9 protein-coding genes are annotated in these 12,556 nt (G+C 64.1%); 8 read left to right on the top strand and 1 reads right to left on the bottom strand.

The features are described from left to right. Window positions 1-142: 142 nt before the first annotated feature. Window positions 143-466, bottom strand: a complete 324-nt coding sequence (locus tag IB279_RS28190) for a hypothetical protein (RefSeq protein ID WP_034787066.1) — start codon at window positions 464-466, stop codon at window positions 143-145. A 204-nt stretch (window positions 467-670) separates the two neighbouring features. On the opposite strand from IB279_RS28190, the gene IB279_RS28185 reads away from it, so the two are divergent. The 8 genes from IB279_RS28185 (at window position 671) to IB279_RS28150 (ending at window position 12,555) form a co-directional block, all read left to right on the top strand. Then, complete coding sequence (locus tag IB279_RS28185; RefSeq protein WP_060517504.1) at window positions 671-1,624, top strand: nucleoside hydrolase; 954 nt, start codon at window positions 671-673, stop codon at window positions 1,622-1,624. An 88-nt stretch (window positions 1,625-1,712) separates the two neighbouring features. Further along, window positions 1,713-2,723 (top strand): ligase-associated DNA damage response exonuclease, encoded by a 1,011-nt coding sequence (locus IB279_RS28180; protein ID WP_060604626.1) that lies wholly within the window; start codon window positions 1,713-1,715, stop codon window positions 2,721-2,723. Window positions 2,724-2,727: 4 nt separating this feature from the next. Beyond that, the gene (locus tag IB279_RS28175; protein ID WP_192340082.1) at window positions 2,728-4,347 is read left to right on the top strand and encodes a cisplatin damage response ATP-dependent DNA ligase; all 1,620 of its coding nucleotides are present in this window, start codon (window positions 2,728-2,730) and stop codon (window positions 4,345-4,347) included. 63 nt (window positions 4,348-4,410) lie between these two features. Further along, window positions 4,411-4,593, top strand: a complete 183-nt coding sequence (locus tag IB279_RS28170; protein ID WP_112771888.1) for a DUF3008 family protein — start codon at window positions 4,411-4,413, stop codon at window positions 4,591-4,593. Between the two features lie 136 nt (window positions 4,594-4,729). Next, window positions 4,730-7,369 (top strand): EAL domain-containing protein, encoded by a 2,640-nt coding sequence (locus IB279_RS28165; protein ID WP_089044917.1) that lies wholly within the window; start codon window positions 4,730-4,732, stop codon window positions 7,367-7,369. A 284-nt stretch (window positions 7,370-7,653) separates the two neighbouring features. Beyond that, the gene (locus IB279_RS28160; RefSeq protein ID WP_090298012.1) at window positions 7,654-10,599 is read left to right on the top strand and encodes a monovalent cation/H+ antiporter subunit A; all 2,946 of its coding nucleotides are present in this window, start codon (window positions 7,654-7,656) and stop codon (window positions 10,597-10,599) included. Next, window positions 10,599-10,946 (top strand): Na+/H+ antiporter subunit C, encoded by a 348-nt coding sequence (locus IB279_RS28155; protein ID WP_034787081.1) that lies wholly within the window; start codon window positions 10,599-10,601, stop codon window positions 10,944-10,946. Before IB279_RS28160 ends, IB279_RS28155 begins: the two co-directional genes overlap by 1 nt. Then, the gene (locus tag IB279_RS28150; protein WP_112771887.1) at window positions 10,939-12,555 is read left to right on the top strand and encodes a monovalent cation/H+ antiporter subunit D; all 1,617 of its coding nucleotides are present in this window, start codon (window positions 10,939-10,941) and stop codon (window positions 12,553-12,555) included. Before IB279_RS28155 ends, IB279_RS28150 begins: the two co-directional genes overlap by 8 nt. The last annotated feature ends 1 nt before the right edge of the window (window position 12,556 follow it).

Raw genomic sequence — 12,556 nt, 5'->3', positions numbered from 1 at the left:
AACATTAGGCGCGCGACCTTTCGGAAAGTTTAAATTGCGGTAGCGATCTTCCGGCAACCCGCAAGACACCGGCGGGTGGCAGATCAACAGACAGGAGGCCGGTGATTGTGCGCCGGCCTCCTGTCTGAAGCATGCACGCCGATCAGTCGACGGCGATATCGATCCGGTCGCGGCACTCGCGGTAAGGCGAAAGATGCACCTTGCCCGAGGCATCGATCCACCGGCGGTTTTCGACGCAATAGGCGCCCGACTTCGTCAGGATGACCTTGGGGCGCCGCCGGCTGTAGCTGTCGTTGGCATGGGTGAAGGAACCGATACCGGCATACCAGTCGCTGCTGTCGGAAGAACCGTGTCCGCCGCCACCGCCGCCGCGGCCCTTGCCACCGGCGCTTTGGGCAAAGGAGGGAGCGGCAAACGACGTTGCCGCGGTGACGACGATCATGGAAACAAGGACCAGCCGATGCATGACATTACCTCCCGGTTGACTGGATGAGCCGTTCCCATCCACACGCAGAGCTTGCCATGCTCGCCCGGTTGGTGATGTTCCCATGGAAACCATGGCCAGAGGCGCGGCCGCTCCCCGAGTCAACCCGGATGGCGATTGACATTCGCAGCCATCTTGCCTCCATTGCGAGCCGTCAAACACAAGAACAAGAAAAGAAGAACGAGAATGCATAAAGTCATCTTTGATACGGATCCGGGCATCGACGATGCAATGGCGCTGCTTTTCCTGCACCGTCACCCGGCCATCGACCTGATCGGCATCACCACCGTATTCGGCAACGCCTCGGTCGAAACCACTACCCGCAACGCGCTGTTCCTGAAGCAGCGTTGGGGCATCGGTGCGCCCGTCGCCAAGGGTCTCGACAAGACTTTCAATCCCAACCGCCCGCATGTCGGCTGGCCGACCTTCATCCACGGTGACGATGGCCTCGGCAACATCGACGTGCCCGAGACGGTCGACCTGCCGGTCGATCCGCGCCCGGCGCACCGCTTCATCATCGACACCGTTCGCGCCCATCCCGGCGAAGTGACGCTGATCGCCGTTGGCCGCATGACCAACCTGGCGCTGGCACTGCGCGAGGATCCCGATTTCGCAGCGCTCGTGCGCGAAGTCGTCATCATGGGTGGCGCCTTCGACGTCAACGGCAACATCACGCCGGCTGCCGAGGCCAACATCCACGGCGACCCGGAAGCTGCCGACGTCGTGATGACGGCGCCCTGGCCGGTCACCGTCGTTGGCCTCGACGTCACCACCCAGACCGTGATGACCAAGGCGATGATCGCCGATATCGCCGAACGCGGCGGCGACGCCGGCAAGCTGCTTGCCGATATCTCGAAATTCTACGTCACCTTCTACGAGCAGCACGTGCCCGACGGCATGGTCGTGCATGACAGCTGCGCCTGCGCCTATGTCGTGGCGCCCGACCTCTTCACCGTCAGGAGCGGATCGATCCGTGTCGTCTGCGGCGGCATTGCCGACGGCCAGACGATCCAGAGCCCCGACAACCGTTTGTTCCCGCCAAGCCCCTGGGACGATCTGCCGAGCCAGAAGGCCTGCATCGACATCGATGCCGCCCGCACGCTGAAGCTGATTATCGACACGCTGGTTCTGGCCGGCTGAACCTGATCGAGGCGCAGCGAATGTTGCGCCTTGAAAAACTTGAACAAGACGGCTGGCGAATGCGCATTCGCCGGCTATCTTTCAGTCCATGAAACCGGACGCCCTGCTCTACCCCGCCCCCAAAGGCCTCTATTGCCCGATCGGTGACTTCTACATCGACCCGGTTCAACCGGTCGAAAGGGCGCTGATCACACACGGCCATTCCGACCATGCCCGCGCGGGGCACGGCCACGTGCTCGCCACCCGCGAGACCCTCGACATCATGCGCATCCGCTACGGCGACGACTTCTGCGGCACGAGCCAGGCGATCAGCCTCGGTGAACCCCTTGTCGTCAATGGCGTCGACGTGGGCTTCCATCCGGCCGGTCATGTACTCGGCTCGGCGCAGATCTCCGTTCGTGCAAACGGCGTGCGCATCGTCGCGTCTGGCGACTACAAGCGGCGACGGGATCCGACCTGCGCCGGCTTCGAGCCGGTCGCCTGCGATGTCTTTATCACCGAAGCCACCTTCGGCCTGCCGGTCTTCCACCACCCGGACGATCGCGCGGAAACCCGCAAATTGCTGACGTCGCTCGCCCAGTTTCCCGAGCGCACGCACGTGGTCGGTGCCTATGCGCTCGGCAAGGCGCAGCGGGTGATCGCACTCCTGCGCGAAGAGGGGTATCACCAGCCGATCTTCATCCATGGCGCCCTGCAACGGCTGTGCGACTACTATCAGAGTCAGGGCATCGACCTCGGCGACCTGCGCCCGGCAACGCTTGCCGCCGACGAAAAGCAGGATTTCAGGGGCACGATCGTGATCGGCCCGCCCGCCGCCTTCGCCGATCGCTGGTCGCGGCGCTTCTCCGACCCGATTGCCAGTTTCGCTTCCGGCTGGATGTTGATCCGGCAACGAGCGAAACAGCGGGGCGTCGAGCTGCCATTGATCATCTCCGACCATTGTGACTGGGTCGAACTGACGGCAACGATCACCGAGATCGCACCGGCCGAGGTCTGGGTCACGCACGGACGCGAGGAAGCGCTGGTGCGCTGGTGCGAGCTCAAGGGCATTGCCGCCCGCCCGCTTCACCTCGTCGGCTACGACGACGAGGGAGAGTGACGAGATGCGCGCCTTCGCCGAACTGCTCGACCGCCTCGTCCTCAGCCCGCAGCGCAATGCAAAGATCCGCCTGCTTGTCGATTACTTCCGGACCGCGCCGGATCCGGATCGCGGCTATGCGCTCGCGGCGATCGCCGGCACGCTGTCGCTCAACACCGTCAAGCCGGCGATGATCCGCGACCTCTTGCTCGAACGCATGGACGCGGTGCTTTTCCAGTATTCCTACGACTATGTCGGTGACCTCGCCGAAACGGTGTCGCTCGTCTGGGAGCCGCCTGTCGGCACCGTAGAGGCGGACATTCCGCTTGGCGAGGCGATCGCGCGTCTGCAAAGGACCGGACGGGCCGATGTGCGCGGCGTCGTTCGCGACATGCTCGACCGATTGGATACGTCGGCGCGCTTCGCCTTCCTGAAACTTGTGACGGGCGGCCTTCGCATCGGGGTATCGGCGAAGCTCGCCAAGCAGGCGCTCGCCGACATGGGCGGCAAGGACGTCGCCGAGATCGAGACCCTCTGGCACGGCCTGTCGCCGCCCTATCTGCCGCTCTTCCGCTGGCTTTCGGGCGAGGCGGAAAAGCCCGAGCTTTCGACGCCGGCCGTCTTTCATTCGGTCATGCTCGCCAATCCTGTCGGCGACGGCGATCTCGACGGGCTCGACCCCAAGGACTTCGCTGCCGAATGGAAGTGGGACGGGATCCGCGTGCAGCTTGCCAATATCGGCGGCGTGCGCCGGCTCTATTCCCGCAGTGGCGACGAGATTTCCGGCGCCTTTCCCGACGTCCTGGAGGCCGCCGACTTCACCGGGGTGATCGATGGCGAACTGCTCGTCGGCGGCACCGCGCGCACCAACCGCGCAACCCGAACTTTCGCCGACCTGCAGCAACGGCTGAACCGCAAGACAGTCAGCCCTAAGCTCATCGAGACCTATCCGGCCTTCGTCCGCGCCTATGACATTCTCTTCTCAGGCGAAGAGGACGTTCGCCCACTGGGTTTCGTCGAACGACGCGCGCGGCTCGCCGACGTCGTCGAGCGCGCCTCGCCGCAGCATTTCGACCTGTCGCCGCTGGTGCCCTTCGCGTCCTGGCAAGAACTCGACAGCCTGCGCGCCGACCCGCCCGATCCGGTGATCGAGGGCATCATGCTGAAACGGCTGGATTCGCCCTATACGCCCGGCCGCGTCAAAGGCCCGTGGTTCAAGTGGAAGCGCGCGCCCTTCAACATCGATGCGGTGCTGATGTATGCCCAGCGCGGCCACGGCAAGCGCTCGAGCTACTACTCCGATTACACCTTCGGCGTCTGGACCGACATCGACGGAAAGGAAACGCTGGTACCGGTCGGCAAGGCCTATTTCGGCTTCACCGACGCCGTACTGGAAATTCTCGACCGTTTCGTCCGGGACAATACGACCGAGCGCTTCGGGCCGGTGCGCGCCGTCAGGGCCGAGCCCGATTTCGGTTTCGTCGTCGAGGTCGCCTTCGAGGGTATCAACCGCTCGAGCCGGCACAAGTCGGGCGTCGCCATGCGCTTCCCGCGCATCGCGCGCCTGAGACAGGACAAGCTGCCGCGTGACGCCGACCGGCTGGAGACGCTGCAGGCGATGATCGAGGCGCGGGAGAATACCTAGCTTCGCGGAACATCCGGCGCTGCCTCGCGTTGGCCAGGGCAACCAACCGAAAGGCGATGTGCCATGCCAGCCCAGTCGAAAGCCCAACAGCGTGCAGCCGGCGCTGCCCTTGCCGCCAAGCGCGGCGACGTCAAGAAATCCAGCCTCAAGGGCGCCTCGCGCGAAATGGAAAAATCCATGAGCGAAGGTGAACTCGAAGACCTTGCAGAAACCAAGCACAAGAAGCTTGCCCGAGCACAAAGGTGACTGAGACGCGAAGGAATAAAAGCGGAACCTAAAACAAGGTTTATTAAGACCCTTTTGGGATTATCCGGCTCAAGACATAGCCATTCGCGTGCCGCCGGGGTGTTTCGTGCCTGCCAGACATGCTTTCAACCTCGGGATGAAGAGGCTCGCCAGGGTTTTGACGCCGAGCTATCTTCCGGCGATCATTGCCGCCTTCGTGGTTCTGGTCGCTGGCATCCTTGCGGACAACCAGAACCAGGTGGTCGACGAGGCGCGCCAGCGCGCGCGCGTCGCCGAGGAACTCAATCCCATCCGCTCCAAGCTCGAGGCCAACGTCAACGGCAACATCCAGCTCGTGCGCGGGCTGATCGGCACGCTGGTCACCGAGCCGGCAATGGATCAGCAGCGCTTCGCCGCGCTGTCGCGCAGCGTCTTCACCGAGCGCTCGCAATTGCGCAGCATCGCGGCTGCGCCCAATCTGATCGTCTCGCTCGTCTACCCGCTCGAACAAAATCGCCGCGCACTCGGCCTCGACTACCGCCGGAACGAAGCGCAGCGCGCCGCCGTCATGCGCGTAAAGGACACCGGCCAGATGGTGCTTGCCGGGCCTGTCGATCTCGTCCAGGGCGGCAAAGGGCTGATCGGCCGCTTCCCCGTATCGATCGACGCCGGCGGCGGCAGCAACCGCTTCTGGGGCATCGTCTCGGCGATCATCGACGTGGACCGGCTCTATCGCGACAGCGGCCTTTCTTCCGATGAACTCGGCATAGACGTCGCCATTGCCGGTCAGGACGGCACAGGCGCGCAAGGTCCGGTCTTTTACGGCGACGCCAATATTTTCCGTGGCTCGCCGGTCGAAATGACCGTGCTCCTACCCGGCGGTTCCTGGCATATCGCAGCCGTTCCGAAGGGCGGTTGGCCGACGACGGCGGGCAACGCCTGGCTCATCCGCGGCCTCATCGTCATCGGCGGACTGATGATCATCCTGCCGATGGTGTTGACCGGGCGCCTCTTGAGCGAGCGGCAAGGCAACATTCGTGCGCTCAAATACAGCAAGGCGCAGCTCCAGGAACTGTCCCATCGGCTGAAGATCGCGCTCGACTCCTCCCAGATCGGCATCTGGGAACTCGACATCGCCAGCAAGAAGCTGCTCTGGGACGAGCGCACCAAGGAACTCTATGGGCAAAAGACGTCGTTGCGTCAGGCCTATGACGACTGGAAGGACGCGCTGCACCCGGACGACCTCGACCGCGCCGAGCGGGAATTTGCCGAGGCGCTGGAATCCGGGCTCGCCTACAATTCCGACTTCCGCGTTCGCCTGCCCGACGGCAGCACGCGCCACATCCGGGCCAACGGCTCCTTCTATATCGGCGCCGACGGCCACAGGAAGATCGTCGGGGTCAACTGGGACGTGACCGCCGACTTCGAGACCCGCGAAACGCTTTTCGAAGCCAAGCGCACCGCCGAGGCGCACAGCGTCGAACTCGAAGCGGCGCGCCATCGCATGGAGTTCAACGCGCTGCACGATCCGCTGACCGGCCTGCCAAACCGGCGTTTCCTCGACCAGGTCCTGGCCGATCGCGACCGGCATTTCGCGCGGGAGGCGAAACTCAGCATCTTCCACATGGACCTCGACCGCTTCAAGCAGATCAACGATACGCTCGGCCACGCGGCCGGTGACGAGATCCTGCGGCATGCCGCCGAGCTTCTGCGCGGCAATGCCGACGAAAAGGACTTCGTCGCCCGCATCGGCGGCGACGAATTCGTGCTCGTCCGCCAGGATGGAGGCATCGAGCCGGATGCCCGGTTGGCGTCACGCATCATCGAGGCGATGAGCGTGCCCGTCCGCTACAAGGACCAGGAGTGCCGCATCGGCGTCAGCATCGGCATCGCCGCCCAAAGCCAGACGAGCGAAGAGCTGTCGCACGTGCTCGTCAACGCCGACATCGCGCTCTATGAAGCCAAGCGCCGCGGCCGCAACCGCCACGAAATCTTTACCGGCGAACTGAAGACGGCCGTCTTCAAGACCAAGCAGACGGCCGACGAGATCCTGCGCGGGCTCGAACACAACGAATTCATCGCGCATTTCCAGCCGCAGTTCTGCCCGCGCTCGCTCGACATCATCGGTGTCGAGGCGCTGGCGCGCTGGGACCATCCGACCAAGGGCCTGCTCGGCCCGCACACGTTCCTGAAGACGGCCGAAGACATCAATGTCGTGGCCGCGATCGACCAGGCGATCCTGGAGCAGGCGCTGTTCCAGATCTATCGCTGGGAAGCAAGCGGCATTCGTATCCCCAAGGTCTCTGTCAATCTCTCCTATGCCCGGCTTCACGACGAAAATCTGATCGAGCGCCTGGAACAGTTGCAGATCCCGGCCGGCCGCCTGTCGTTTGAACTGTTGGAGTCGATCTCCTTCGATGAAAGCGACATGACGGTCCTGTCGAACATCCGCCGGATCAAGGAACTCGGCATCGCCATCGAGATCGACGATTTCGGCACCGGCTATGCATCCATCGTCAGCCTGTTGAAGCTGACGCCGCGGCGCTTGAAGATCGACCGCCAGCTCGTCCTGCCGATCCTCAAATCCCCAGCCGAAAAGCGTCTGGTCGAGTCCATCATCGACATCGGCACGTCGCTCGGCATCGAAGTGATCGCCGAAGGCGTCGAGACCCTCGAACACGCGGCCATCCTGAAGGAACTCGGCTGCCATGGGCTGCAAGGTTATGCTTTCGCGCGGCCCATGAGCGCCAACGACCTTGCGACCTTCGCCTTCGAGCGTCGGTGGCTGGCAGCCTGAGAGGCTTCGGCCACAGCTAAAAAGCGCAGGTGCGTGCATTTTTCGCAGGCTTGAGGCTTGGCAGCCCTGCCGCGAATCGCCATAAAAACAATTGCCTGCCTCCACATTCTTGGGAATGGCGGCATCACCTGCGGCAGTCGCTGATGCGACCGCCCTTTCGGGCCTCTAGAGTGTCCCGCTTCAAGTGGAACCACTGAAAGCGGAAAAGATGCTCTAGAATCAAAATCCTGGTGCGTCCCTTGTGCATTCTTTTGGAAAGCACGGCGCTCGGGTGCCCGCTCTCCATGAACCCGAACGAAGGGAACGGTACGATCGAATACGCGGGAAAATTGCTTTCTGTCTTCATTCTCGCCCCATTTGTGGGAAGCCTCCTTGCAATCTTCTTTCCGCCCGATCAGCGCGGTGCGACAGCCTGGTTTGCAGGAGCGATCGCGCTCCTTTGTTTCCTCGTCGCCGCCGGCCTCTATCCCTTCGTCACCTCGGGCGGCGTCCTGCGCTATGACATCGCCTGGCTGCCGGAACTCGGCCTCAACTTCACGCTCCGGATGGACGGCTTCGCCTGGCTCTTCACGGTCCTGGTAACCGCGATCGGCGTGCTCGTGGTGCTTTACGCCCGCTACTATATGGCCGCGGAAGACCCGGTGCCGCGCTTCCTGTCGCTGTTCCTCGCCTTCATGGGCTCGATGCTCGGCGTCGTGCTATCAGGCAATCTCATCCTGCTCGCCGTCTTCTGGGAACTGACGAGCATCGTCTCCTTCCTATTGATCGGCTACTGGCACCACAATGCCCACGCTCGTGACGGCGCCCGCATGGCGCTGACCGTAACCGGCACAGGCGGCCTCTGCATGCTCGTCGGCCTTCTGCTGATGGGTCGCATCGTCGGCAGCTACGATCTCGACGTGGTGCTCGCCTCCGGCGACCTCATCCGCAACTCGCCGCTCTACATGCCGGTACTGATCCTGGTGCTGCTCGGGGCGCTGACGAAGAGCGCGCAGTTCCCGTTCCATTTCTGGCTGCCGCACGCCATGTCGGCGCCGACGCCGGTTTCGGCCTATTTGCATTCGGCAACCATGGTGAAGGCCGGCGTCTTCCTGTTGGCGCGCCTCTGGCCGGTCATGGCCGGCACCGAGGCCTGGTTCTGGATCGTTGGCCTTGCCGGTCTTTCGACGCTGCTGCTCGGCGCCTATTTCGCCATCTTCCAGCAGGACCTCAAGGGCCTGCTCGCCTATTCCACTATCAGCCATCTCGGCCTGATCACCGTGCTCCTGAGTCTCGGCAGCCCGCTGGCCGCGGTCGCCGCGGTCTTCCACATCGTCAACCACGCGACCTTCAAGGCGTCGCTGTTCATGGCGGCCGGCATCATCGACCACGAGACCGGAACGCGCGACATGCGCAAGCTCGGGGGGCTGATCAGGTACATGCCTGGAACGGCGGTGCTCGCCATGGTCGCGAGCGCGGCCATGGCTGGCGTACCACTCTTGAACGGCTTCATCTCGAAGGAAATGTTCTTCGCCGAAGCGATCGAAACGCACCAGGCCAACATTCTCGATACGATGACGCCCTATGTCGCGACGCTCGCCGGCATGTTTGCCGTTACCTATTCGCTGCGCTTCATCCACAGCGTCTTCTTCGGCAAGACGCCGGAGGACCTGCCCAAGGTGCCGCACGAGCCGCCGCGCTGGATGCGTGTGCCGATCGAGTTCCTGGTGCTCGCCTGCCTCGTCGTCGGCATCATTCCGGCGATCACCATCGGCCCGTTCCTGCACACGGCTGTCGTCTCCATTCTCGGCGCCAACACGCCCTATTACAGCCTTTCCGTCTGGCACGGCTGGAACCTGCCGCTGATCATGAGCTTCGTCGCTCTTGCCGGCGGCATCGGTCTCTACTTCCTGATGCGCAACTACCTCGCCACCAGCGTCGAGGGGCCACCGATCTTCCGTCTGCTGCACGGCCAGCGCATCTTCGAGCGCGTGCTGGTAACGCTCTCCTGGAAATGGGCGCGTTCGCTGGAGCAGCGCCTCGGCACGCGGCGTCTGCAGCCGCAGATGCGCTTCCTCGTCTTCATCGCGATCGCCGCCGGCGCGCTGCCGCTGCTTCTCAATCATTTCGAGCTGCCGCCGCTTCTCGTGCGCAGCATCGATCCGGCCTTTGCCCTCCTCTGGGCGGTCGGCATCGCCTGTGCGATCGGTGCTGCGATCCTGGCGAAGTTCCACCGGCTGGCGGCACTCGTGCTGCTCGGCGGCGCCGGGCTCACCACCTGCCTCACCTTCGTCTGGCTTTCGGCGCCGGATCTGGCGGTAACACAGCTCCTCGTCGAGATCGTCACGACGGTGCTGATCCTGCTCGGCCTGCGATGGCTGCCGAAGCGCATCGAGGACACCGAGGAAACCGAGCTCTTGTCGCTGAAGGTCCGCTTCCGGCGCCTGCGTGACTTCCTGCTGGCGGTCGTCGCCGGCGGCGGCGTGGCGCTGATCGCCTATACGATCATGACCCGGCCCATGCCTGACACGATCGCAAGCTACTTCCTCGAGCGCGCCTACAAGGAGGGCGGCGGCACCAATGTCGTCAACGTCATCCTCGTCGACTTCCGCGGCTTCGACACGCTCGGCGAGATCGCGGTGCTGGCGATCGTCGCGCTTACCGTCTTCGCCCTGCTGCTGCGCTTCCGCCCGCAGGCCGACAGCCTGGAGGCTCCGGAACAGCAGCGCGTCCAGAACGCCTTCGACGACGATCACCCGGATCGCAACAAGGGTGACAGCGTGGCTGAATACCTGTTCGTGCCATCGGTGATCATGCGTTGGATGTTCCCGGTCATCGGCATGCTCGCAGCCTACCTCTTCCTGCGCGGCCATGACCTGCCGGGCGGAGGCTTTGCTGCCGGCATCGCCATGTCGATCGGCTTCATCCTGCAATACATGTCCGGCGGAACCCGCTGGGTCGAGGAGCGCCTGCGCATCCATCCGCTGCGCTGGATGAGCATCGGGCTTCTGGTGGCCGCTGCGACCGGCATCGGCTCCTGGTTCTTCGGCTATCCGTTCCTGACGTCGCATTCGCAATACGTGACGCTGCCGATCATCGGCAAGTTTCCTCTGGCGAGCGCCCTGTTCTTCGATCTCGGCGTCTTCTCGCTGGTGCTCGGCGCGACCGTGCTGATCCTCATCGCGCTCGCCCACCAGTCGATCCGCGCGCCGCGTGCCCATGCACGCGCCATGCGAAAGGAGGCACGCTGATGGAGATCATTCTCTCTGCCGCCATCGGCGTGCTTACGGCATCCGGCGTCTACCTGCTGCTGCGTCCCCGTACCTATCAGGTGATCATCGGCCTCTCGCTGCTCTCCTATGCGGTCAATCTCTTCATCTTCGGCATGGGGCGCCTTCGCGTGAACGCGCCGCCGGTGCTGGAGCCAGGCGGTGTCGGCGATCTCAGCCGCTTCACCGATCCGGTGCCACAGGCCCTGGTGCTGACAGCGATCGTCATCGGCTTTGCCATGACCGCGCTCTTCCTCGTCGTGCTGCTCGCCTCGCGCGGCTTCACCGGCACCGACCACGTCGACGGCAGGGAGCAGCGCCATGACTAACTGGATGCACCACCTGCTGATCCTGCCAATCCTGCTGCCGCTGATGGTCGGCGCCGCGATGATCCCGATCGACGAGCGCAACCGCTCGCTCAAGGGTGTGCTGAGCTTCGTCTCGACGCTCGCGCTCTTCATCCTCTCGATCGTGCTGATGCGGATCGCCTCGATGGATGGGGCGCCCGCAGGCAACGGCATCTATCAGCTCGGCAACTGGCCCGCCCCCTTCGGCATCGTGCTGGTGCTCGACCGCCTTTCGGCACTGATGCTGTGCCTGACGAGCGGACTGGCGCTTGCCGCCCAGGCCTATTCGATCGCGCGCTGGCACACCGCGGGCCATCATTTCCATTCGCTGTTCCAGCTCTTGATCGCCGGCCTCAACGGGTCGTTCCTGACCGGTGACCTTTTCAACCTCTTCGTCTTCTTCGAGATCATGCTGGCGGCGTCCTACGGGCTGCTGCTGCACGGCTCCGGGCCGCTGCGCGTCAAGGCCGGCCTGCACTATGTCGCGATCAACCTCGCCGCCTCCTCGCTCTTCCTGATCGGCGTCAGCCTGATCTATGGCGCGACCGGCACGCTCAACATGGCTGATCTCTCCATGAAGCTGGCGACGCTCTCGCCGGAGGATCGCCAGATGGTCGAGGTCGGTGCCGGCGTGCTCGGCGTCGCCTTCCTGGTGAAGGCCGGCATGTGGCCCTTGAGCTTCTGGCTGCCGACGGCCTATGCAGCCGCGACGCCGCCGGTCGCCGCCGTCTTTGCGATCCTCACCAAGGTCGGCATCTATGTCATCCTCAGGCTGTCGCTGCTGGTCTTCGGCGCCAGTGCCGGCGCGTCTGCCGGTTTCGGCCAACCGATCCTGCTTGCCGGCGGCCTGCTGACGATCGCCTTCGGCGCCATCGGCGTGCTCGCATCGCAGGCCATGGGCCGCCTCGCCGCCTATTCGGTGCTGGTCTCCTCCGGCACCCTGCTCGCCGCCATCGGCCTCGGCCACCCAAGCATGATCGCCGGTGCGCTCTTTTACCTCGTCAGCTCGACACTGACGATCGCCGCCTTCTTCCTGCTGATCGAACTGGTCGAGCGCGGACGTGACGCCGGCGCCGACGTTCTGGCGGTGACGATGGAAGCCTACGGCGACGCCGACGAGGACGAGGAGGAGGAAGAAGTCGGCTCGGCGATCCCCGGCACGATGGCGATCCTCGGCCTCTGCTTCTGCCTTTGCGCCCTCTTGCTTGCCGGCCTGCCGCCGCTCTCCGGCTTCGTCGCCAAGTTCGCGATCCTCGGCGGTCTCTTCGGCCTGTCGGGAGCGGAAGCCGCCCCGGCGGTCTCAGCCGCCGACTGGACCTATGTCACGCTGCTGATCGTTTCCGGTCTCGCCGCGATGATCGCAATGAACCGCGTCGGCATCCGCACCTTCTGGGCATCGATCGAAAACACCGTGCCGCGCGTCGTAGTCATCGAGATCACCCCCGTCGTCGTGTTGCTCGCTGCCTGCATCTTCTTAAGCGTGCAGGCCGGGCCGGCGATGCGCTACATGCAGGCAACAGCGGATTCGCTGTTCGATCCTGCGGGTTATACGGAACGGGTGCTCTCAGCGCCGCGGGCGGGAGGGCAATAGG

The organism is Ensifer sp. ENS06, from assembly GCF_014852205.1.
GTDB classification, from domain to species: Bacteria; Pseudomonadota; Alphaproteobacteria; order Rhizobiales; family Rhizobiaceae; genus Ensifer; species Ensifer adhaerens.
This window is presented reverse-complemented; position numbering and strand designations above follow the sequence as displayed.

What these genes read in the sequence shown, in the direction of transcription:
- IB279_RS28190 (WP_034787066.1), bottom strand. Translation starts at nt 466, where the DNA reads ATGCATCGGCTGGTCCTTGTTTCCATGATCGTCGTCACCGCGGCAACG.
- IB279_RS28185 (WP_060517504.1), top strand. Translation starts at nt 671, where the DNA reads ATGCATAAAGTCATCTTTGATACGGATCCGGGCATCGACGATGCAATG.
- IB279_RS28180 (WP_060604626.1), top strand. Translation starts at nt 1,713, where the DNA reads ATGAAACCGGACGCCCTGCTCTACCCCGCCCCCAAAGGCCTCTATTGC.
- IB279_RS28175 (WP_192340082.1), top strand. Translation starts at nt 2,728, where the DNA reads ATGCGCGCCTTCGCCGAACTGCTCGACCGCCTCGTCCTCAGCCCGCAG.
- IB279_RS28170 (WP_112771888.1), top strand. Translation starts at nt 4,411, where the DNA reads ATGCCAGCCCAGTCGAAAGCCCAACAGCGTGCAGCCGGCGCTGCCCTT.
- IB279_RS28165 (WP_089044917.1), top strand. Translation starts at nt 4,730, where the DNA reads ATGAAGAGGCTCGCCAGGGTTTTGACGCCGAGCTATCTTCCGGCGATC.
- IB279_RS28160 (WP_090298012.1), top strand. Translation starts at nt 7,654, where the DNA reads ATGAACCCGAACGAAGGGAACGGTACGATCGAATACGCGGGAAAATTG.
- IB279_RS28155 (WP_034787081.1), top strand. Translation starts at nt 10,599, where the DNA reads ATGGAGATCATTCTCTCTGCCGCCATCGGCGTGCTTACGGCATCCGGC.
- IB279_RS28150 (WP_112771887.1), top strand. Translation starts at nt 10,939, where the DNA reads ATGACTAACTGGATGCACCACCTGCTGATCCTGCCAATCCTGCTGCCG.